Raw genomic sequence first — 21,497 nt, 5'->3', positions numbered from 1 at the left:
TTTGCTATATATTTAATAGCTATTAGCGCTTTTTCTATAAGCGCTTGTAGCCAAAATGAATCAGAAAATGGTTTCCAGCGTATTGCGAGATGCCCGTCGCATTGTGGTCAAGGTGGGCTCCAGCCTTGTGACCAATGAAGGCCGTGGCCTGGATGAAACCGCCATCGGCGAATGGAGCCGTCAGCTGGCAGCACTGGTGCGCGGCGAGGGCGGCGGTTCACCCCGTGAGGTGGTGATGGTGTCCAGCGGCGCGATCGCCGAAGGCATGAAGCGCCTGGGCTGGACTGCGCGTCCCCAGGAAATCCATGAACTACAGGCGGCTGCAGCGGTGGGGCAGATGGGGCTGGCGCAGATGTACGAGACCAAGCTGCGCGAGCAGGGAATGGGCAGCGCGCAGGTGTTGCTCACCCACGCCGATCTGGCAGACCGCGAGCGTTATCTCAATGCGCGCTCGACGCTACTGACATTGCTGCGCCTTGGCGTGGTGCCGGTGATCAACGAAAACGATACCGTGGTCACGGACGAAATCAAGTTCGGCGACAACGATACCCTCGGTGCGCTGGTGGCCAACCTGGTAGAGGCGGATGCGCTGGTCATCCTCACGGACCAGAAAGGCCTGTACACAGCAGACCCCCGCAAAGACCCTGCAGCGCAGTTTGTGCATGAAGCCCAGGCGGGCGACCCGGCCTTGGAATCCATGGCCGGCGGGGCGGGCTCCAGCATCGGCAAGGGTGGAATGATCACCAAGATTTTGGCCGCCAAGCGGGCGGCGGGGTCAGGGGCTTCCACTGTGATCGCCTGGGGGCGGGAAGAGAATGTGCTGGTGCGCCTGGTGCAAGGCGAGGCGCTGGGCACCTTGTTGGTGGCCCAGACCGCCAAAACACAGGCCCGCAAGCAGTGGATGGCAGACCACCTGCAGATGCGGGGTGCTGTCGTGGTCGATGCAGGGGCCGCAGCCAAGCTGCGCGACGAGGGCAAGAGCCTGTTGCCCATCGGTATGACGGCGGTAGAGGGCGATTTCTCGAGGGGCGAAGTGATTGCGGTGCGTGATCCATCGGGGCGGGAGATTGCCCGTGGGCTGGCCAACTATGCGAGCGCGGAAGCACGGCTTCTGTGTCGCAAGCCCTCTTCCGAGTTTGAAAAACTGTTGGGCTATGTCGCGGAGTCGGAAATGGTGCACCGCGACAACCTGGTGCTCACAGCGGGCTGATGCGCTCCTGTTGACCCATGGGGTACGGGCCAACTTGCCGTCGAAGGAGGTGCGTCATCTGCCCACCCGCTATTGAGAGGAGAGCGCGCCACCATTTGCCGGCGGGCTCTGCCGGCAAGTCGCTTTAGGTCGAGCGCGGTGCCATGCCAGGGAACGGCAGGGCTTCAAGTTCTGCCGGCACACTGTTTTGTGGATCAGGATCAAAACTTGCACCCGGAGGCAGTTCTACCCCCGGGTTCAACAACAGAGAACCCGCCCGGTGCATGGGGCCGCCTTGCAGCTCCACGTCGCGCGCTCGCATGCCGCTACGCAAGTAGCGATTGCGCTGCTCGTGACGGGGAAGGTAGCGGGCCAGTTCGGTCAGGGCCATCTCATAGACGCCCCGTTTGAACTCGACCACCACATCCAGCGGAACCCAATAGTCGTGCCAGCGCCAGGCGTCGAACTCGGGATGGTCGGTGGCCCGAAGGTTCAGGTCCCAGTCGTGGCCAATCAGTTGAAGCAGATACCAGATCTGTTTCTGGCCCTTGTAATGTCCGCGCGCATCGCGGCGGATGTACCGGTCAGGCACCTCATAGCGCAACCAGTCCCGCGTACGGGCGACCAAGCGCACATGGTTGGGATGCAGTCCCACCTCCTCATGCAGTTCGCGGAACATGGCCTGCTCGGGGGTTTCGCCCCGGTCGATGCCACCTTGCGGAAACTGCCAGCTGTGGGTGCGAATGCGTTTGCCCCAGAACACCTGGTTCTTCTGGTTGAGCAGGATGATGCCGACGTTCGGCCGAAAGCCGTCCCGGTCAAGCATAATCAAACCCCAATTTTTTAAACTGTGTCCATTATGCACGGCGCCTAGTGCGCGGCAAGTGGGCCGTTCCGTTCTGCCTGAAATCGATCCCGATGAAAGCCTCCCAATTCTTTATCTCCACCCTCAAGGAAGCTCCGGCCGATGCCGAAGTGGTCAGCCACAAACTCATGATGCGGGCGGGTCTGATCAAGAAGCTGGGCGCAGGTATCTACAACTACATGCCCATGGGGCTGCGGGTGATTCGCAAGGTCGAGGCCATCGTGCGCGAGGAAATGAACCGTGCTGGCGCCGTGGAACTGACCATGCCCGTGGTGCAACCAGCAGAGCTGTGGCAGGAAACGGGGCGGTTCGAGAAGATGGGCCCCGAGCTGCTGCGCATCCAGGACCGCCATGGCCGCGACTTCGTGGTGCAGCCCACCAGCGAAGAGGTGATCACTGACATCGCGCGCCAGGAGCTGCGCAGCTACAAGCAGCTGCCCAAGAACTTCTACCAGATCCAGACCAAGTTCCGCGACGAGCGCCGGCCCCGTTTTGGCCTGATGCGCGGGCGTGAATTCACCATGAAGGATGCCTATTCCTTCGACCGCGACCCCTCCGCAGCCAAGGCCAGCTACCAGGTCATGGCCCAGGCGTACCGGCGCATTTTTGACCGCTTCGGTCTTACCTACCGCGCGGTCGCTGCAGACAGCGGTGCCATTGGCGGCGATCTGAGCGAGGAATTCCAGGTGATTGCCGCCACGGGTGAAGACGCCATCGTCTACTGCCCCCAGAGCGACTACGCCGCCAACATGGAAAAGGCCGAGGCGCTAGCCCCCTCGGGTCCGCGCGGCACTGCAGCCAAGGCACTTACCAAGACGGCCACCCCCGGCAAGAGCACCTGCGCCGACGTGGCAGAACTGCTGGGCGTGCCTTTGAGTACCACCGTGAAGTCGCTGGTGCTGGCCACCGACGAGACCAACGACGCTGGCGAGATTGTCAAGACCCAGGTCTGGCTGCTGCTGCTGCGCGGCGACCATGACATGAACGAGATCAAGGTGGCCAAGGTGCCTTGGCTGGAAGGCTTCCGTTTCGCCACCTTGGGCGAGATTGACGAGCATTTCGGCTGCAAGCCCGGTTATCTAGGCCCCATCGGCCTGAAGAAACCACTCAAGATCGTGGCCGATCGCGAAGTGGCTCTGATGGCCGACTGGATCTGCGGCGCCAACGAGGTGGACTTCCACATCACTGGCGTGAACTGGGGCCGCGACCTGCCCGAACCCGATGCCGTGGCCGATCTGCGCAACGTGGTGGCGGGGGACCGCTCGCCCGACGGCAAGGGGGAGCTGGCCATCGAGCGCGGCATTGAAGTGGGCCATGTCTTCTATCTGGGCACCAAATACAGCCGCGCGATGAACGCCACCTTCCTGGACGAAAACGGCAAGCCGCAGCCGCTGGAGATGGGCTGCTACGGCATCGGCATCACCCGCCTGCCTGCGGCCGCGATCGAACAAAACCATGACGAGCGCGGCATCATCTGGCCCGATGCGATTGCGCCATTCACCGTGGTGGTCTGCCCGGTGGGCATGGACCGCAGCGAAGCCGTCAAGGCCACGGCCGAGTCGCTGTATGCCGACCTGCTCGCCGCTGGCGTGGATGTGATCCTGGATGACCGGGGCGAGCGCCCCGGCGCCATGTTTGCCGACTGGGAACTGATCGGCGTGCCGCACCGCGTGACCATTGGCGACAAGAGCCTCAAGGACGGCATGGTCGAGTACCAGCACCGCCGCGATGCTGCAGCCACCAAGGTGGCGGTCGTCGACATTCTGGCCCATGTGAAGGGGCGCATGGCGGTATGACGAGTGAGCGCGACGTGGCTTCAAACGGCGCGGCCCTGACCGGGCTGATCGGGCAGACGGGAGTGTCCCGGCGAGCATGTCTGGTGTCGATGGCCACGCCGGCCGCATGGCTGGTGGCGCCTGCGCAGGCCCATGCGGGCGGGCAGCTGGAAGAGCCGTTGATGGATTCGGTGCGCACGGCGCTGACCTCGGCCGTGGGCAACTTCGGGCCGCCTGAGCCGCAATTCTTCAGCACCGAGTCCCGGCTGCACTACCTGCGCTGGCTGGGCACCATGAGCGACCGCCTGCGCCGTCGCAAGCCAGAATGGGAGGTGCGTCGCGACTTTCTGCAGACCGTCTGGTACGAGTCCAAACGCGCGGGGCTCGATGTGTCGCTCGTCATGGGGCTTATCCAGGTGGAGAGCGCCTTTCGCAAGTTTGCCGTGTCCAGCGTGGGCGCGCGCGGCTACATGCAGGTGATGCCGTTCTGGACGCGCGTGATCGGCGACGGCGACCCGGGCAAGCTGTTTCACATGCAGACCAACCTGCGTTTTGGCTGCGTGATCCTGCGCCATTACATCGACCGCGAACGCGGCGACCTGTTCATGGCGCTGGGCCGCTACAACGGCAGCCGGGGGCGCTCACCTTATCCCGACGCTGTTTTTGGGGCTCAGCGCAACTGGCAGTTCAGCGAAAAACCTGCAGCGGCCTGATGGGGCAGGGCAGCGCGGTAAGGCGCCGGCGCAAATGGGCTCAGTGCGCCGCCGGCGCCAAAGGATCTGCCGCGATGGCGTTGTCCACCGGCAAGGGCTTCAGGCGCGACACCATCACCTGGTCGATGCGGAAGCTGTCCACGTCCAGCACCTCGAACTTGTAGCCGCCCCAGCTCACGCTGTCGGTGCGCCGGGGCACGCGGCGCAGCATCACCATCAGGAAACCGGCCAGGGTTTCGTATTCGTCGCTGTGCGGCAGTTCGTCGAGATTCAGCGCGTGCAGCACATCTTCCACCGGGGTGACGCCGTCGATGAGCCACGAGTTTTCGTCGCGCCGCACGATCTGCTCCTCGTCGGCCGGGCCCACCACCAGATCGCCCATGACGGTGCTCATCACGTCGTTCAGCGTGACCACACCCACCACCAGGCTGTATTCGTTCACGATGACGGCAAAGTCCTCGTGCACCTGGCGGAACTGCTCCAGCACCTCGGACAGGGTGAGCCGGTCGGGCACGATGAGCACCTTGCGCACCAGGCTGTCATCGGCCAGTGAGATGGGCTGGTTGTTCAGCACGCGCTGGAACAGGTCCTTGGCGTCCACGTAGCCCACCACATGGTCGATGTCACCCTCGCACACAGGGTAGGTCGAAAACGGCTCGGCTGCGATGCGCAGGCGGATCACGGCGTCCGGCTCATCGCGCAGAAAGAAGGCAATTCGGTCGCGTGGCGACATGGCGCTCGACACCATGCGGGTATCGAGCTCAAACACATTGGTGATGACCTGCTGCTCGCGCGCGGCCAGCACGCCTGCGCGGGCACCGGCTTCCATCATGGCCAGGATGTCGTCGGAGGTAATGCGGTCGTCCCGCAGGGACGACAGGCCCAGCAGGCGGAACAGGGCATCTGCCCCCTTGCTGTAGAACCACACGAGCGGGCGCAGCACGGTCATCAAAAACACCATGGGTTGCGCCAGCCGCACCACCAGGTTTTCCGGCTCGGCCATGCCCAGGCGCTTGGGAAACAGGTCGGAAAAAAGGATGAACAGCGAGGTGATGACCAGGAACGACGCCAGAAAGCCGATGTTCTGCGCACTGCCATCCGACAACCACAGGCCGGCAAGCGCGGCGAAGTGCGGGCTGAGCGCGCCTTCGCCGACGATGCCCCCCAGGATGGCCACCGCGTTCTGGCCCACCTGCACCACGGTGAAATAGTCCCCCGGCTGCTCCTGCAGGCGCAGCACCCGGTCGGCGCGGGCATCGCCCTCATCGGCCATCTGGCGCAGGCGCAGGCGGCGCGCGGCAGCCAGCGAGATCTCGGCCATGGAAAAGAAGGCACTGGCTGCGATGAGCAGGCCAATGACGAGCAGGCTTTGGGTCAGGGTCATGGTGCGGAAAACCGGGCAAACCCGGGCGACGCTGCCGCCGGGCCCTCTGAGTGTAGCGGCGCGCATGCACGGTGCAGCAGCCCCGGGTGGGGCAACCGCAATGGACCAGCCCGCGCCTGCGCGGCTATTGCACGAAACCCATGCGGCCCTTGCCCGCAGCGCTGCGTGGCAGGTCGGCGACCTCCACGGTCGTGCGGTGGTCCAGCCGCGCATTGCCAAAGCCGGTCATGAGTGCGCGGCGCATCTCGCGCGGCGCCATCTGCGCCAGCTGGTCGAGCACATCGTCCAGTGGCTCAGGGTCCAGCAGGCGCCCCCAGTCGTGCCCGGCGCGAATGCCCTGGTAAAGGTTGCGGGCGATGGTGCGGGCTTGTTCCAGCGTGGGGGCTTCGACTGCAAACACGTTCATGCGGTTCAGGATGGGCTCGGGAATGCCGCGTTCGTCGTTGGCCGTGGTGATCCAGATGACCTGGCTGGCGTCGATGGCCACTTCGGCGAACTCGTCGGTGAAGCACTGCGCGGTGTCGTGCTCCAGTAGCCCATACAAGGCGCCCAGCGGGTCATACTGCGCATCGCAGGCTGCCTTGTCGATCTCGTCCACAACGATCACCGGGTTGGCGTATTCGCCGTCCACCAGGGCTTCGAACACCTTGCCGGGTCGGGCGCCCTTCCATTGGGAGGACGAACCCGAAAGCAGCCACCCTGCCGTCATGGAGCTCATGGACACCAGGTTCATGCCCGTTCCCAGCAACTCGGCCAGATGCCGGGCAAAGTGCGTCTTGCCGATGCCCGGCGGCCCCAGCAGCAGCATGGGCGTGACTTCGAGGCCGTCGCGGCTGTCCTGCGCCAGCGCCACATGGCGCTTCACGTCGTCCAGTACCTCGGTGAAATTGGGCAGCTGGTCATACAGGCTGGCCATGTCGGGCACGCCCGAGGGCTTGACCTGAAAGCGCTCGGGGCCGCGTTCGAGCATGCGCTCGTACACGGTGCGCAGGGTCTCGTATTCGCGCTGGTTGCCCGCCTCCTGCAGCCGCGCCAGCTTGCGCTCGACATCGGCGGGCTGGAACACCTGGCGAATCTGCGCCACCGGAAGGCGCAGGGCCGGGGCCTGGGGAACAAGGCTATGGTGGATCATTGCATGCTCCTGTGATGGATGGGTCACGCAACCATTCAAGCACACAACATGCCTGCATTCACGCAGGTAAAGCCCTGTATTGGTGCAAATATTGCCGCCATGAAAAAAGAAAAAGGCCGCTCTCGGGCGGCCTTGTAGCGAGGTATGCCCGGGCCGGTAGCCCGGGAGGCCTTCAGCCCTCGGTTCCCAGCACCTGCTTGAGTTCGCCTGACTCGTACATCTCCATCATGATGTCCGAGCCGCCGATGAACTCGCCCTTCACGTACAGCTGGGGAATGGTGGGCCAGTTGCTGTATTCCTTGATGCCCTGGCGGATTTCCTCGTCTTCCAGCACATTCACCGTGGTCACGGCTTTGGTGTCCACGCCGCAGGCCTTGAGGATCTGGATGGCACGGCCCGAAAAGCCGCACATCGGAAAGCTGGCGTTGCCTTTCATGAACAGCAGGATGTCGCTGGATTTCACGAGGGCGTCGATGCGTTGTTGCGTGTCGCTCATGGGGTTCTCCTTGAAGGGGCTGGCGGGCACAGGCCCGCAATGGGGGGATTATTTCACTGTCGGCCACTGCCCGCCCGTGCAACGCGCAATGCCGGCGAGGTCATTGCGGCTTTGCACCTGCGCAAAGCCCTGCACCCGCAGCAGCGTGCCGACGGCTTCGGCCTGGTCGTGGCCATGCTCGAGCAGCAGCCAGCCGCCAGGCGCAAGGTGCGCCGGTGCCTGTGCCGCGATGGCGCGGATATCGTCGAGCCCGTCGGCACCGCTGGCCAGGGCCTGCAAGGGTTCATGCGTCAGGGCGGCCAGGTGCGGGTCGGCTGCGGCAATGTAGGGCGGGTTGGAAAGGATGGCGTCAAACCGTCCCTCCACGCTGTCCAGCCAGTGGCCCAGTGCAAACCGCACGGGCAGCGCCAGGCGCTGCGCGTTGGCTTGGGCAACGGCCAGGGCATCGGCGCTTGCATCCACCGCCAGCACCTGGGCCATGGGGTGCTGGTGCTGCAGGGCCAGCGCAATGGCGCCGCTGCCGGTGCCCAGGTCCAGCACGCGCGGGGCGGGCAGGGGGGCGATCACTTCCAGGGCCCAGTCCACCAGCGTTTCGGTGTCGGGGCGCGGGTCGAGCACACGGGCGTCAATGGCCAGTTGCAGGCCGTAAAACTCCTTGCGCCCCGTGAGGTAGGCCACGGGCTCGCCCGCTGCGCGGCGCTGGCACAGGGCCATGAACGCATCGTGCGCCGCGGGTTCCAGCGCATCGGTGTCGTGCGCCAGCAGCCAGGCGCGGCCGGCGTCCGGGCGGGCCAGCGCATGCAGCAGCAGCATCTGGGCGTCGATGCGTTCCAGGCCCAGGGTTCGGGCCTGGGTCAGCGCCTGGGCCAGGGTGGGGGTTGTGGTGTTCACTCTTTTTTTGATAGCTTCTGGCGCTTGTCAATCAAGCGCCAGAGCCCTGTTTCATACAAAATTCTTGCGAGGGCTCAGACGGCGGCGCCCGTCTCCAGCTCTTCGAGCTGTTCGGCTTCGCGCGCGTGCGCCAGGGCCTGCAGCACCTCGGCCAGATCGCCATCCATCACATATTGCAGTTTGTAGAGCGTGAGGTTGATGCGGTGGTCGGTCAGCCGTCCCTGCGGGAAGTTGTAGGTGCGGATGCGGTCGCTGCGGTCGCCGCTGCCGATCAGGCCCTTGCGCAGCGCGGCCTCCTTGGCGGCGCGCTCGCTGCGCTCTTTTTCCTGGATGCGCGCCTGCAGCACCTGCAGTGCCTTGGCCTTGTTGCTGTGCTGGCTCCGACCGTCCTGGCACTCGGCCACGATGCCGGTGGGCAAGTGCACCACGCGCACGGCCGAGTCGGTCTTGTTGATGTGCTGGCCGCCCGCGCCGCTGGCACGGAAGGTGTCGATGCGCAGGTCTGCCGGGTTGAGCTTGATGGCCTCGGTTTCGTCGGGCTCGGGCATCACGGCCACGGTGCAGGCGCTGGTGTGGATGCGGCCCTGGGTTTCGGTGGCGGGCACGCGCTGCACGCGGTGGCCTCCCGATTCGAACTTGAGCGCGCCATAGACATGGTCGCCCTCGATGCGCAGCACGATTTCCTTGTAGCCGCCCAGCTCTGCCGCGTTCTCGCTCACTACCTCAACCTTCCAACCCACGCGGTCGGCGTAGCGCATGTACATGCGCGTGAGGTCACCCGCGAACAGGGCCGATTCGTCGCCACCCGTGCCCGCGCGGATTTCGACGAAGGCGTTGCGCGCGTCGTCAGGGTCTTTGGGCAGCAGCAGGCGCTGCAATTCATCTTCAAGCTGCTGTAGTTCGGCCTCGGCCGTGGTGATTTCTTCCTGCGCCATTTCCGCCATGTCCGGGTCGGCCAGCATCTCGCGCGCGCCGGTCAGGTCGGCCTCACGCTGCAAAAAGCGCGCATAGCGGCCGGCCACCTGGGTGACCTCGGCATGTTCGCGCGACAGCACGCGGTATTGCGCCATGTCGGCCATGATGTCTTCGCGCGAGAGCAGGAAGTCCAGTTCGCCCAGACGCTGCGCGTAGCGTTCCAGCTGGCTTCGGAGAAAAGGTTTCATTCGGGATCGTGAAAATGCTACTAAAAGCGTAGCTGTCATCGCTTATTTGACAGGCGCTAAATGCCAAAATGGCTTGAAAAATGGGGCAAAAAATCAGTGGGCTCCGTCCAGCATCCAGCGCGCCAGCGCCCTGGCGCTTTCTTCGCTCAGGTGCTCGTGGGCGCCAATGCGGCCCAGCAGGCGCGGCTTGCGCAGTTCGCTCATCAGGTGGTCTTCGGCGCCCGTTTCTCCGCGGCGCTTGGCCGACTCGTCGGCCAGCTGCTGGAAGCTGGGCGCATTGGGATGGAACGCGTTGCTGTGGCAGTTGGTGCAGCCCATCTCGACGGCCAGCGCGGAACTGGCCTGGGCCAGCGGACTGGCCGACAGGGTGAGTGCCAGGGCAATGGAAAGGGCGATTCTGGGTGTGTGGGCCATGGGCGGGGCTTTCGTGCAAAGGGAAACAGCGGGCAGCCGGGGCTGCCGAACCGGTGTTGCCTCGAACCCGCCCGTTGGTGGGCGAGTCAAGGCGGCAGAGCGGCGCTACAGGCCGGTCTTGCTTTGCGAGCGCAGAAACAGGCGCGAGACCGTCTGCGCGGTCTGGGCGCGCATGTCGGCGTCGCCCGCCCGCAGCTCGGCCATGGTGCCATGCAGCATCTTTTGCGTGAGGCCGCGCGAGAGGGCCTCCAGCACGGCATCCACATCTTCACCCTTGGCCAGCAGCTTTTTGGCGCGCGCAATCTCCAGGGCGCGCCACTCGTCGGTCTGGGCGTTGATCTGCTGGATCAGGGGCACCACGCCGCCTGCTGCGCCCGCGGGGCTGCGCAACTCCATCCAGTGCATGAAGCTTTGCACGCCGGCGTCGATGATGGCTTCGGCCTGCGCCACGGCCGCCTGGCGGTTGGCCTGGGCGGTCTGCACCACGCTGGCCAGGTCGTCCACGGTGTACAGGTACACATCGCCCAAGGCCTTGACCTCGGGCTCGATGTCACGCGGCACGGCCAGGTCGACCATGAAGATGGGGCGGTGGCGGCGCTTCTTGAGGGCGCGCTCCACCGCACCCAGGCCGATGATGGGCAGGGTGCTGGCGGTGCAGCTGATGATGGCGTCGAACTCGTGCAGCCGCTCGGGCAGGTCCGACAGGCGCATCACCTCGCCGCCAAAACGGGTGGCTAGCTTCTCGCCGCGCTCCAGGGTGCGGTTGGCGATGGCAATGGACTGGGGGTTCTTGGCGGCGAAGTGCGTGGCCGCCAGCTCGATCATTTCGCCCGCGCCAACAAACAGCACGCGGATCTTGGACAGGTCTTCAAACAGCTGGCCGGCCAGGCGCACGGCGGCGGCGGCCATGCTGATGCTGTGCGCGCCGATTTCGGTGCTGGTGCGCACCTCCTTGGCCACGGCAAAGCTGCGCTGGAACAACTGGTTGAGCGTGGTGCCCAGTGCGCCGGCGGTTTCGGCGGCGCGCACGGCGTTTTTCATCTGGCCCAGGATTTGGGCCTCGCCCAGCACCATCGAGTCAAGCCCGCTTGCCACGCGAAACGCGTGGCGCGCCACCAGGCTGTCTTCCAGGGTGTAGGAGTGCGAGCGCAGCAGTGCGGGGCTCACGCCGCCGCTTTGCGCCAGCCAGCCGAGCGTGTGGTCCATGGCAGCCTGCTCGCCGGCGCAATAGATTTCGGTGCGGTTGCAGGTGGAAATGATGGCGGTTTCGACGCCGGTGTGGCGGCTGCTCTGGCCCAGCGACTGGCGCAGGCCCTGCAGCGTGGGCGTGATCTGGTCGAGCGCGAACGCAAACCGGCCACGCAGATCGAGCGGCGCGGTGGTGTGGTTGATGCCGAGGGCCCAGACTGCCATAGGCGCCGATTATAAAATTGTTCGCAGCATCGGGCACCGTGTTTGCTCAAGCCTTGATCTGGGTCACGTTTATGGGTCCTCTGGACGTTCTCTTCCATGCTTTGAATTTCATGGCCCCCGCTGCGGCGTTGGCCGCGTTCCTGGTGCTGGGAGGGCGATTTATCCGCTCAAAAGGGGCGCTGGCGCTTTCGTGGAAAGCGCAGTTAGCTATAAATTTCATAGTAGGCTGCGCGGTACTGGTGGCCGGGCTGGTGGTGCTGGGCCGCGACGGCAAGATGCTGACCTATGCCGCGCTGGTGCTGGCCTGCGCCAGTTGCCAGTGGATGCTGGTGCGCGGCTGGCGGTCGTAAAGGGCTGTTGCGCGGCGCTTTGGCTGGCGTTCGCACGGGCCGCCGCCCCCGCTACACCGACGCGTGCTGCGCCTGCGCCAGCAGCCACTGGCTGAAGTCCTGAAGCGCGGCCGGTGCGGCATGGCCCGTCGGTTGGCACAGGTAGTAGCCCCGGTCGATCACCACGGGAAGAGGCACCGCAATCGCGATGCGGCCCGCAGCCAGTTCTTTTTCCACCAGGCAACGCTGAACCACCGCCACTCCCAGCCCCGCGATCACCGCCTGCACCAGCAGCGCGACGAGCTCGAAGTCGGCCGCGGGCGCCAGCGGCGGGTGCGCGCAGCCCACGCCCCGGAACCAGCAGGCCCAGTTGTCCGGGTAATTGGTATGGAACAGCAGCGGGCGTGTCAGCAGGTCTTGCGCCGTGCGGATGGCGTGGGGGCCCTGCAGGTCGGCGGGGCGGCAGATGGGCACGAGTTCGCGCCCGACCACATAGTTGGCCTGGATGTGCCTGGGCCACCGGTCGCAGCCCACGCGCAGCCAGGCATCGATTTCCGGCGCCTGCAGCGGGTCGTCGCGCCGGTAGGGGGCGAACGACAGCGTCGTTTCAGGGTACTGGGCGTGGAAGTCGGGCAGGCGCGGAATCAGCCAGTGGCTGAACAGCGTGGGCGCGACGGACAGGCGCAAGGCGCGCCTGGTGCGGCGCGTCTGCAGCGCCACCGTGGCCGCCTCGATGGAGGCGATGGCGGGTGCGATGGCGTCCAGGTAAGACTGCCCGGTGGGCGTGAGGATGCTGCGCCGCCCCTCGCGCATGAAGAGTGCGAGCGCCAGGTGCTCTTCCAGCCGGCCAATGGCGCGGCTGATGGCGCCCTGCGTTACGTGCAGTTCTTCCGCCGCCTGCGAAAAGCTGCCCAGCCGCGCCGCCGTGGCGAATGCATGCAACTCGGAAAGCGAGGGGGAGCGGATGCGCATGGCCAGGAGTGAATATATGAGCGTTGGTAATGGGTTGCCGCCACATTGTCGCTTTTCGCACCCGGTGGCGCTGTCCACAATGGCTGCTCGAACTATTTCACGAGAGAGACGCCCATGATTTCACGCCGTTGCCTGGTGGCCGCTCTTGCGGCCAGTTCCGTTGCCGCGCTGCACGCCCCGACCGCCATGGCGCAGGCCAATGACTACCCGAACCGCCCCATCAAGCTGATCGTGCCGTTTGCTGCCGGCGGCTCCACCGACATGGTGGCGCGACTGCTGGCCGACAAGATGGGCGCCGTGCTGGGCAAGGCGGTGGTGGTGGACAACAAGGGCGGCGCCGGCGGCTCGCTGGGCGCCGACGCGATTGCCAAGTCCGCACCCGACGGCTACACCATCGGCATGGCCACGGTGAGCACCCATGGTGCCAACCCCGCCATTTATGCCAAGCTGCCTTACGACGCGGTGAAGGATTTTGCCCCCATCACCAACGTGATGGCCGTGCCCAGCGTGTTCGTGGTGCACACCAGCGTGCCCGCCAAGAGCATGAAGGAATTCATCGCCCTGGCCAAGGCCAGCCCCGGCAAGTACACCTTTGCCTCGCCCGGCACCGGCTCGCTGGGCCATGCCAACATCGAGAACTTCATGGATCTGGCGGACATCAAGCTGCTGCACATCCCCTACAAAGGCGCGGGCCAGGCCATCAACGATGCGCTGGCGGGTCAGGTCGATTCCATGACCGACAATCTGCCGTCGACCCTGCCGCACATCAAGTCCGGCAAGCTGCGCCCGCTGGCGGTGCTGGCCTTGAAGCGCAGCCCGGTGCTGCCCGATGTGCCCACCTATTCCGAGCTGGGTTACCCCGGCATGGGCGATGGCGGCTGGTTTGGCCTGGTGGCACCGGCCGGCACGCCCAAGGCCATCATCGACAAACTCAACGCCGCGGCCCACAAGGTCATGGCGAGCGCGGATTACATCGAGCGCATGAACGCGATCTCGGGCGAGTCCATGGCCAACACGCCGGCGCAGTTCGCCAAGCAGATCGATGCCGCGATTGCGCGCTACCAGGGCGTCGCCAAAAAGGCCAACATCCGCCTCGATTGATGGACTTGCCCGACTTCTTGCAGCCCCGGCCGGACACCCCGGTCGAGGTGCGCGCGCCCACAGCGCCCGCCCTGCCGCTGGTGTGCGATTCGCCGCACAGCGGCACGGCCTACCCGGCCGACTTTGGCCATGTGGTGCCCCTGTCTTTGCTGCGCCGGGGGGAGGACACGCACATCCACACGCTGTGGCAGGACGTGCCGGCCCACGGCGCGACGCTGATCGCGGCGACCTTTCCCCGCACCTACATCGACCCCAACCGCAGCGAGGTCGACATCGACCCCGCCATGCTCGCCGGCGATTGGCCCGAGCCCTTGACGCCGGGCGAGAAAACACGCCAGGGCCTGGGGCTGGTGTGGGCCCGCATCAGCAAGGACGGCGTGGCTACGCCGCTGTATGACCGGCGCCTGACCGTGGCCGAGGTGCAGGGGCGCATCGCCCACTACTGGCGCCCCTACCACGCCGCGCTGCAGCAGGCCATCGACACGAGCGTGCAGCGCTTTGGCGCCGTGTGGCATCTGAACCTGCACTCCATGCCCAGCGACGTTTACCGGCGCCTGGGTCGGACCGATGCGCCGCCCCTGGCCGACTTCGTGTTGGGCGACCGCGACGGCACCACCTGCGCGCCCGAGTTCGTGCAGCTGGTGGCCGCCACCCTGCGCGGCTTTGGCTACAGCGTGGCGCTGAATGAACCGTACAAAGGGGTGGAACTGATTGGCCGTATCGGCCAGCCGCACCGGGGCCGGCACAGCCTGCAGATCGAGATTCGCCGCCCCGTCTACATGGACGAGGACACGCGCGAGCCCCATGCCGGCTTTGCGCCGCTGCGCGCCCATCTGGACGCGCTGATGGGCGTGGTCGCCGCCTATGTGCGCGCAGCCATGCCACGACAATAGCTATTGAAAATATAGCGTTTCACGCTTGTTTCTGCTGGGTTTCGTGCCGCCAATGCCATGAGACGCAGCAGGAAAGAGCGCTAGCTGCTCTCTTTTTTGATAGTTGTCAGGCGGCTGCGCTGAACAGATCGACGCGGTCGGTGATGATGCCGTCGGTGCCCAGGTCGATCAGGCGTTGGGCCGCCCATTCGTCGTTCACCGTGTAGCTCAGGGCGCGCAGACCCAATGCGTGGACCTGTTGCACCAGGGCAGCATCCCACAAGGCGTGGTTGCATACCAGCGCCTGGCAGCCCAGTTGCTGCGCCTCGTCCAGGCAGCCTTCCCGCAGGGTGTCGAGCAGCAGGCCGCGCGGCAACTGCGGCGCAGCGGCCTGGGCCGCCGCCAGTGCGTCCGGCTTGAACGAGGTCAGCAAGGGTGGCACGGCCGTGGCGGGCCAGATGCGTGCCAGCAATTCGCCCACGGCGCGGCCGGTGGCGGCCTCGGTGCCAGGCGTGGGCTTGATTTCCACATTCAGGCAGAAATGGTTGGCCAGGCACCAGCGCGCCAGCGCCTCCAGCGTGGGCATGCTCTCGCCCGCATGGGCGCGCGAATGCCAGCTGCCTGCATCCAGCTGCGACAGGGCGTGCCAGGGCAGGGCGCCGCCCGTGCCGCGGCCATTGGTGGTGCGCTGCAGGGTGGCATCGTGCAAAAGGAACAGCACGCCGTCGCTGCTCAACTTGGCGTCGCACTCGAACATGCGGTAACCGTGCTGCGCCCCCAGCCGAAATGCCGACATGGTGTTCTCGGGCGCCAGCTTGCCGGCGCCGCGGTGGGCGATCCAGCGAGGATAGGGCCAGGGTGTGGTCATGCTTGGCATCCTTCGGGCAGGGTCAGAGGCGCTTGCCGGTCTCGGCGTGGAACCAGTGCAGGCGGTTTTCACGCGGCGTGATGTGGATCGTTTCGCCCACCTTCGGCGAGGCGCTGCCCTCTTCGATGCGCACGATCAGGCTGTCGCCGCCCATGGTGGCGTACACCAGGCGCTCGGCGCCCAGCAGTTCGACCGTGTCCACGCGCACCTCCCAGCCGGTGGCGGTGATGTCCAGGTGTTCGGGGCGAATGCCCAGAATGGTGCCGGGCTTGCTGTTGGGCGCATGGCGCAGCAGGTTCATGGGCGGCGAGCCGATGAAGCTGGCCACAAAAATCGATGCCGGCGTGTGATAGACCTCTTCGGGCGTGCCGAACTGCTCCATCACGCCCGCGTTCATGACGATCATGCGCTGTGCCAGCGTCATGGCCTCGACCTGGTCGTGCGTGACGAACAGGCTGGTGATGCCCAGCTCACGGTGCAGCTTCTGGATTTCGATGCGGGTCTGGGCGCGCAGCTTGGCGTCGAGGTTCGACAGCGGCTCGTCGAACAAAAACACCTGCGGCTGGCGCACGATGGCGCGGCCCATGGCTACGCGCTGGCGCTGGCCGCCCGAGAGCTCGCGCGGCTTGCGTTCGAGCAGATGGCCGAGTTCGAGGATCTTGGCGGCCTTGTCCACGCGGGCCTTGATTTCGTCCTTGGGCGCCTTGGCGATCTTCAGGCCGTAGGCCATGTTGTCAAACACGCTCATGTGCGGATACAGGGCGTAGTTCTGGAACACCATGGCGATGTCGCGCTTGGCGGGCTCCAGGTTGTTGACCACGCGCTCGCCGATGGCAATGGTGCCGCCAGTGATTTCCTCCAGGCCGGCCACCATGCGCAGCAGCGTGGATTTGCCGCAGCCCGAGGGGCCGACGATGACGATGAACTCGCCGTCCTGGATGTCGGCGTTGACGCCGTGGATCACGGGCACGATCTGCTTGCCGCTGCCGTAGTGCTTGACGACGTTGCTGAGAGTGAGGGATGCCATATTTGCTATTTAATTAATAGCTGCTAGCGCTTGTTTTGTAAGCGCTGCAGGTGTTTTTGACGCTTATTTCTCGGTATCGACCAGGCCCTTGACGAACCACTTCTGCATGAGGATCACCACGGCCGTGGGCGGCAGCATGGCGATGATGGCGGTGGCCATGACGATGTTCCAGTCCACCGCGGCCTCGCCGCCGGCCAGCATGCGCTTGATGCCGATCACCACCGGGTACATGTCCTCCGAGGTGGTCATGAGCAAGGGCCACAGGTACTGGTTCCAACCGTAGATGAACTGGATCACGAACAGCGCGGCAATCGAGGTGCGCGACAGCGGCACCAGTACGTCGATGAAAAAGCGCATGGGCCCAGCGCCGTCCATGCGGGCGGCCTCCACCAGTTCGTCGGGCACCGTCAGGAAGAACTGGCGAAACAAAAAGGTGGCCGTGGCCGAGGCGATCAGTGGCAGCGTCAGGCCCGCGTAGCTGTTGAGCAGGCCCAGGTCGGCCACCACCTTGTAGGTGGGCAGGATGCGCACCTCCACGGGAAGCATCAGCGTCACGAAGATGGCCCAGAAGCACAGCATCTTGAACGGGAAGCGGAAGTACACGATGGCGAACGCCGACAGCAGCGAAATCGCGATCTTGCCCACGGTGATGACCATGGCCACCACGAAGCTCACCCACATCATGTGCACCACATTGGTGTTGGAGCCCAGCTTGCCCGAGCCGAACAGGGCGGCCTGGTAGTTCTCCCACAGGTGGGCGCCCGGCAGCAAGGGCATGGGCGACTGCACGATGGCCTGCGCCGTATGGGTGGAGGCGACGAGCGCTAGATACAGCGGAAAGGCGACGATGGCCACGCCCAGCAGCAGCACGGCGTGGGACAGGAAATTGAGCCAGGGGTTTCGATCAACCATGGTTGGCCTCCGGGGTCACGGCATGCAAAGCGGGGAGAACGAAGGAAATGCGCATGTCAGTACTGCACCTTCTTTTCCACGTAGCGGAACTGAACCACGGTGAGCGCCACCACGATGCACATCAGGATCACCGACTGCGCGGCCGAGCCGCCCAGGTCGAGCGCCTTGAAGCCGTCCTGGTACACCTTGTAGACCAGGATGGAGGTGGACTGGCCGGGGCCGCCCTGGGTGGCCGCGTCAATGATGCCGAAGGTGTCGAAGAACGCGTAGACGATGTTGATCACCAGCAAAAAGAACGTGGTGGGCGACAGCAGCGGCAGCTGGATGTTCCAGAACCGGCGCCAGGGGCCGGCGCCGTCGATGGATGCAGCTTCGATCAGCGCCTTGGGGATGGACTGCAGGCCCGCCAGAAAGAATAGGAAGTTGTAGGAAATCTGCTTCCATACCGAGGCGATCACGATGAGCGCCATGGCCTGCCCGTCGTTCATCATGTGGTTCCAGTTGTAGCCCAGCGCGCCCAGGTAGTAGGTGGCCACGCCGATGGAGGGCGAGAACAGGAACACCCACAGCACGCCAGCGATCACCGGCGCCACCGCGTAAGGCACGATGAGCAGGGTCTTGTAGACCATGGCAAAGCGCACGATGCGGTCGGCAAAAATGGCCAGCACCAGCGAGACCACGATGCCGATACCCGCCACCAGCACCGAGAACATGGCCGTGCGCTGGAAGGAGTCGAGATACGAGGGGTTGTCCACCAGCTGGCGGAAGTTGTCCAGCCCCACCCACTCGGTACTCATGCCGAAGGCGTCTTCCATCTGGAAAGACTGGATCACGGCCTGGCCGGCCGGCCAGAAAAAGAAGAGGCCGATGATGAGCAGCTGGGGCGCAATCAGCACCCAGGGCAGCCACGCCGAGCGGAAAAGTACGCGTTTTTCCATGACGGTCACAAACAAAAAAACCGCCGGTGCTGGGTGCAGCCGTCGGGAAAGGTGAAGCGGCCCCAGGGCAGGGGCCGCAGAGGCGGGAGGGGGCAGGCGCCCAGTGGCGCCCGACTCCTGATCTTATTGCTTGTACGAACGCTCGAAACGGGCCAGCAGTTCGTTGCCACGGCTCACGATGGCGTCCAGCGCATCCTTGGCCGACTTCTTGCCGGACCAGACCTGCTCGAGTTCTTCGTCCTCGATGGTGCGAATCTGCACGTAGTTGCCCAGGCGGATGCCGCGCGAGTTGTCAGTCACCTTGCGCACCATCTGGTTCACGGCCACGTCGGTGCCAGGGTACTTGGCGTAGAAGCCGGACTTGTCGGTCAGCTCATAGGCGCCCATGGTGATGGGCAGGTAGCCCGTGCGCTGGTGGCTGGCGGCCTGCACCTTGGTTTGCGACAGGAATTCGAAGAATTTGGCCACGCCCTTGTATTCGGCAGGCTTCTTGCCGGCCATGACCCACAGCGAGGCGCCGCCGATCACGGTGTTCTGCGGCGCGCCCTTCACGTCGGGGTAGTAGGGCATGGGGGCCAGGCCGTAGGCAAACTTGGCGTTCTTGGCCACGTCGCCATAGAAGCCCGACGAGGTCTGGATCATGGCGCACTCACCGGCGGTGAACGACGCCTGTGCTGCCGAGCCACGCCCCTTGTACAGGTACTCGCCCGCCTTGGCGGCCTTGGCCAGGTTGTCGATGTGCCGCACGTGCAGCGGCGAGTTGATCTTTATGCGCGCCTTGTAGCCATTGGCGCTCAGGCCGTTCTTTTCGGTGGCGAACTCGACGTTGTGCCAGGCGGAGAACGATTCCAGCTGGGTCCAGCCGTTCCAGGCCAGGGTCATGGGGCAGCTGTGGCCGCTGGCCTTGAGCTTCTTGGCGGCTTCGAACACCTCGGGCCAAGTGGCGGGGGCCTTGTCTGCGTTCAGGCCGGCCTTCTTGAAGGCGTCCTTGTTGTAATAGAAGATGGTGGTGGAGCTGTTGAACGGAAAGCTCAGCATCTCGCCATTGGGGGCGGTGTAGTAGGCGGCCACGGCAGGGATGTAGCTGCCGGGGTTGAAGTCGGCGCCGGCGTCCTTCATCACCTTGCCAACCGGCACCGTGGCGCCCTTGGAGGCCATCATCGTGGCGGTGCCCACTTCAAACACTTGCAGGATGTGTGGTGCATTGCCCGAGCGGAAGGCGGCAATGGCGGCAGTCATGCTTTCGTCATAGGCGCCCTTGAACGTGGGCACCACCTTGAATTCCTTCTGGCTCTCGTTGAACTGTTTGGCCAGGTCATTGACCCACTCGTTGTTCACGGCCGTCATCGAATGCCACCACTGGATTTCGGTTTGGGCTTGCGCAGAAACACACACGGTGGCGGCAAGGGCGGCTGTCAGGGCCAGATGCTTGAATTGCATGAATACTCCTCCAGAATGACAAAGACACAAAGGCGCGATGCTAGGTGGCGTTTGTGTCGGTGATATGTCGTTGTCTCACAGGCCTTTTGCCCGAACAACCGGGGAAACCCGGCGCGCAATGGAGGTGCGGCGGTATTGTGACGGTCATGTAACAACTTGCGTGAATTCACCGGCGGCATCAAGGCCATTGCGGGGAATGTGGCGGTTTTTTGTGCAATGCATCATGCTTGGTGCCCTGACGGATTGCAGTGCCACGTGCCTGCGCAAGCCAGGTCTTTGTTCTACCTTTCCTTCGCCATGGCCACCACTTCTCTGGACAAAAGCAAGATCAAGTTCCTGTTGCTCGAGGGCATACATCCCTCGGCGCTGGATGTCATCCGCGCAGCCGGCTATTCGCAGATCGAGGCCATCGCAGGCGCACTGCCTGATGACGAACTCAAGCGCAAGATTGCGGACGCCCATTTCGTGGGCATTCGTTCGCGCACGCAGTTGACCGAAGAGGTTTTTGCCCACGCGTCCAAACTGGTGGCCGTAGGCTGCTTTTGCATCGGCACCAACCAGGTGGACTTGAACGCGGCGCGCGAGCGTGGCATTGCGGTCTTCAATGCGCCGTACTCCAACACGCGCTCGGTGGCCGAGCTGGTGCTGGCCGAAGCCATCCTGTTGCTGCGCGGCATTCCCGAAAAAAATGCGGCGGCGCACCGGGGCGGGTGGCTCAAGTCGGCTGACAACGCGTATGAAATCCGCGGCAAGACGCTGGGCATCGTCGGCTACGGCTCCATCGGCACACAGCTGTCGGTGCTGGCCGAGGCGCTGGGCATGCAGGTGGCGTTTTTTGACGTGGTCAACAAGCTGCCCCTGGGCAATGCCCGCCAGGTGCAAAACCTGCACGATCTGCTGGGCCAGAGCGACATCGTGAGTTTGCATGTGCCCGAGCTGCCGTCCACCCAGTGGATGATCGGCGCGGCGGAAATTGCGGCCATGAAGCCCGGGGGCATCCTGATCAACGCGGCGCGCGGCACCGTGGTGCAGATCGAGCCGCTGGCCGAGGCGCTGAAGGCCAAGAAGCTGCTGGGCGCGGCCATCGACGTGTTCCCGGTGGAACCACGCACCAACAAGGACGAGTTCCAGTCGCCCCTGCGCGGGCTCGACAACGTCATCCTCACGCCCCACATCGGTGGCTCCACCATGGAGGCGCAGGCCAACATTGGCCTGGAAGTGGCCGAAAAGCTGGTGAAATACAGCGACAACGGCACCAGCACCTCGTCGGTCAACTTCCCCGAAGTAGCTTTGCCCGCCCACCCCGGCAAGCACCGCCTGTTGCACGTCCACCGCAACGTGCCGGGCGTGCTGTCGGAGATCAACCGCATCTTCTCGGACAACCAGATCAACATTGCCGCCCAGTACCTGCAGACCAACGAGAAGATTGGCTATGTGGTGATCGATATCGACGCTGCATCGTCTGACCTGGCGCTCGACAAGCTGGCCCATGTGCCCGGAACGCTGCGCAGCCGCGTGCTGTTCTAGGCGGGCCCGGGGCGCGCGGGCGCCCCGTGGCTTAAAATCCTTCCCCCGATGCTCATGGGCGCGTGGCGCCCACCCA

21 protein-coding genes are annotated in these 21,497 nt (G+C 64.7%); 7 read left to right on the top strand and 14 right to left on the bottom strand.

Features of this window, described 5'->3' with window-relative positions; genetic code table 11:
• Positions 1–67: 67 nt before the first annotated feature.
• Positions 68–1,210, top strand: a complete 1,143-nt coding sequence (proB, locus tag CBP34_RS15845) for a glutamate 5-kinase (protein ID WP_094099215.1) — start codon at positions 68–70, stop codon at positions 1,208–1,210.
• Positions 1,211–1,334: 124 nt separating this feature from the next.
• On the opposite strand, the gene CBP34_RS15840 is transcribed toward proB, so the two are convergent.
• Positions 1,335–2,015 carry an RNA pyrophosphohydrolase gene (locus CBP34_RS15840; protein WP_094098586.1) on the bottom strand — a complete coding sequence of 227 codons (681 nt, stop codon included), beginning with the start codon at positions 2,013–2,015 and terminating at the stop codon, positions 1,335–1,337.
• A 92-nt stretch (positions 2,016–2,107) separates the two neighbouring features.
• On the opposite strand from CBP34_RS15840, the gene CBP34_RS15835 reads away from it, so the two are divergent.
• Positions 2,108–3,850 (top strand): proline--tRNA ligase, encoded by a 1,743-nt coding sequence (locus CBP34_RS15835; protein WP_094099214.1) that lies wholly within the window; start codon positions 2,108–2,110, stop codon positions 3,848–3,850.
• A gap of 89 nt (positions 3,851–3,939) precedes the next feature.
• Complete coding sequence (locus CBP34_RS15830) at positions 3,940–4,542, top strand: lytic transglycosylase domain-containing protein (protein WP_236748591.1); 603 nt, start codon at positions 3,940–3,942, stop codon at positions 4,540–4,542.
• A gap of 40 nt (positions 4,543–4,582) precedes the next feature.
• Here the strand turns inward: CBP34_RS15830 and paeA are convergent, their stop codons facing one another.
• The 7 genes from paeA to hemA form a co-directional block, all read right to left on the bottom strand.
• Positions 4,583–5,926: a polyamine export protein PaeA gene (paeA, locus tag CBP34_RS15825; RefSeq protein WP_094098585.1), complete on the bottom strand. Its 1,344-nt coding sequence runs from the start codon at positions 5,924–5,926 to the stop codon at positions 4,583–4,585.
• A gap of 124 nt (positions 5,927–6,050) precedes the next feature.
• The gene (locus CBP34_RS15820; RefSeq protein ID WP_094098584.1) at positions 6,051–7,058 is read right to left on the bottom strand and encodes an AAA family ATPase; all 1,008 of its coding nucleotides are present in this window, start codon (positions 7,056–7,058) and stop codon (positions 6,051–6,053) included.
• Between the two features lie 172 nt (positions 7,059–7,230).
• Positions 7,231–7,554 (bottom strand): Grx4 family monothiol glutaredoxin, encoded by a 324-nt coding sequence (grxD, locus tag CBP34_RS15815; RefSeq protein ID WP_086914177.1) that lies wholly within the window; start codon positions 7,552–7,554, stop codon positions 7,231–7,233.
• A 48-nt stretch (positions 7,555–7,602) separates the two neighbouring features.
• On the bottom strand, positions 7,603–8,445 hold the full coding sequence (gene prmC, locus CBP34_RS15810) for a peptide chain release factor N(5)-glutamine methyltransferase (protein ID WP_094098583.1): 843 nt from the start codon (positions 8,443–8,445) through the stop codon (positions 7,603–7,605).
• 74 nt (positions 8,446–8,519) lie between these two features.
• Entirely contained in the window at positions 8,520–9,608 is a 1,089-nt protein-coding gene (gene prfA / locus CBP34_RS15805; protein WP_094098582.1) for a peptide chain release factor 1, read from the bottom strand.
• Between the two features lie 93 nt (positions 9,609–9,701).
• Positions 9,702–10,022 carry a c-type cytochrome gene (locus tag CBP34_RS15800; RefSeq protein ID WP_094098581.1) on the bottom strand — a complete coding sequence of 107 codons (321 nt, stop codon included), beginning with the start codon at positions 10,020–10,022 and terminating at the stop codon, positions 9,702–9,704.
• 105 nt (positions 10,023–10,127) lie between these two features.
• Positions 10,128–11,435, bottom strand: coding sequence for a glutamyl-tRNA reductase (gene hemA / locus CBP34_RS15795; RefSeq protein WP_086913238.1), 1,308 nt, complete (start codon positions 11,433–11,435; stop codon positions 10,128–10,130).
• A gap of 71 nt (positions 11,436–11,506) precedes the next feature.
• On the opposite strand from hemA, the gene CBP34_RS15790 reads away from it, so the two are divergent.
• Complete coding sequence (locus CBP34_RS15790; RefSeq protein WP_086928026.1) at positions 11,507–11,785, top strand: hypothetical protein; 279 nt, start codon at positions 11,507–11,509, stop codon at positions 11,783–11,785.
• 51 nt (positions 11,786–11,836) lie between these two features.
• Here the strand turns inward: CBP34_RS15790 and CBP34_RS15785 are convergent, their stop codons facing one another.
• Complete coding sequence (locus CBP34_RS15785) at positions 11,837–12,736, bottom strand: LysR substrate-binding domain-containing protein (protein ID WP_094098580.1); 900 nt, start codon at positions 12,734–12,736, stop codon at positions 11,837–11,839.
• 114 nt (positions 12,737–12,850) lie between these two features.
• Between CBP34_RS15785 and CBP34_RS15780 the strand changes: the two genes are divergently transcribed.
• Together CBP34_RS15780 and CBP34_RS15775 are read left to right on the top strand one after the other, a co-directional pair.
• Entirely contained in the window at positions 12,851–13,837 is a 987-nt protein-coding gene (locus tag CBP34_RS15780; RefSeq protein WP_086928024.1) for a tripartite tricarboxylate transporter substrate binding protein BugE, read from the top strand.
• Positions 13,837–14,730 (top strand): N-formylglutamate amidohydrolase, encoded by an 894-nt coding sequence (locus CBP34_RS15775; protein ID WP_208616343.1) that lies wholly within the window; start codon positions 13,837–13,839, stop codon positions 14,728–14,730. Before CBP34_RS15780 ends, CBP34_RS15775 begins: the two co-directional genes overlap by 1 nt.
• A gap of 106 nt (positions 14,731–14,836) precedes the next feature.
• Here the strand turns inward: CBP34_RS15775 and ugpQ are convergent, their stop codons facing one another.
• The 5 genes from ugpQ to ugpB all read right to left on the bottom strand — a co-directional run bounded on the left by ugpQ (position 14,837) and on the right by ugpB (position 19,894).
• Positions 14,837–15,577 (bottom strand): glycerophosphodiester phosphodiesterase, encoded by a 741-nt coding sequence (ugpQ, locus tag CBP34_RS15770; protein WP_418134684.1) that lies wholly within the window; start codon positions 15,575–15,577, stop codon positions 14,837–14,839.
• A 22-nt stretch (positions 15,578–15,599) separates the two neighbouring features.
• Entirely contained in the window at positions 15,600–16,604 is a 1,005-nt protein-coding gene (locus CBP34_RS15765) for a sn-glycerol-3-phosphate import ATP-binding protein UgpC (RefSeq protein WP_086928022.1), read from the bottom strand.
• A gap of 63 nt (positions 16,605–16,667) precedes the next feature.
• On the bottom strand, positions 16,668–17,516 hold the full coding sequence (gene ugpE, locus CBP34_RS15760) for a sn-glycerol-3-phosphate ABC transporter permease UgpE (RefSeq protein WP_086928021.1): 849 nt from the start codon (positions 17,514–17,516) through the stop codon (positions 16,668–16,670).
• A gap of 56 nt (positions 17,517–17,572) precedes the next feature.
• A complete protein-coding gene (gene ugpA / locus CBP34_RS15755; protein ID WP_086913232.1) occupies positions 17,573–18,454 on the bottom strand; it encodes a sn-glycerol-3-phosphate ABC transporter permease UgpA in 882 nt (293 codons plus the stop codon).
• A gap of 123 nt (positions 18,455–18,577) precedes the next feature.
• Positions 18,578–19,894 (bottom strand): sn-glycerol-3-phosphate ABC transporter substrate-binding protein UgpB, encoded by a 1,317-nt coding sequence (ugpB, locus tag CBP34_RS15750; RefSeq protein ID WP_094098578.1) that lies wholly within the window; start codon positions 19,892–19,894, stop codon positions 18,578–18,580.
• Between the two features lie 297 nt (positions 19,895–20,191).
• Here ugpB and serA point away from each other — a divergent pair, with 297 nt between their 5' ends.
• Entirely contained in the window at positions 20,192–21,421 is a 1,230-nt protein-coding gene (serA, locus tag CBP34_RS15745) for a phosphoglycerate dehydrogenase (protein ID WP_094098577.1), read from the top strand.
• Positions 21,422–21,497 lie beyond the last annotated feature (76 nt).

The sequence above is a fragment of the Acidovorax carolinensis genome (assembly GCF_002157145.1).
In the GTDB taxonomy this organism is placed as follows: domain Bacteria; phylum Pseudomonadota; class Gammaproteobacteria; order Burkholderiales; family Burkholderiaceae_C; genus Acidovorax; species Acidovorax carolinensis.
This window is presented reverse-complemented; position numbering and strand designations above follow the sequence as displayed.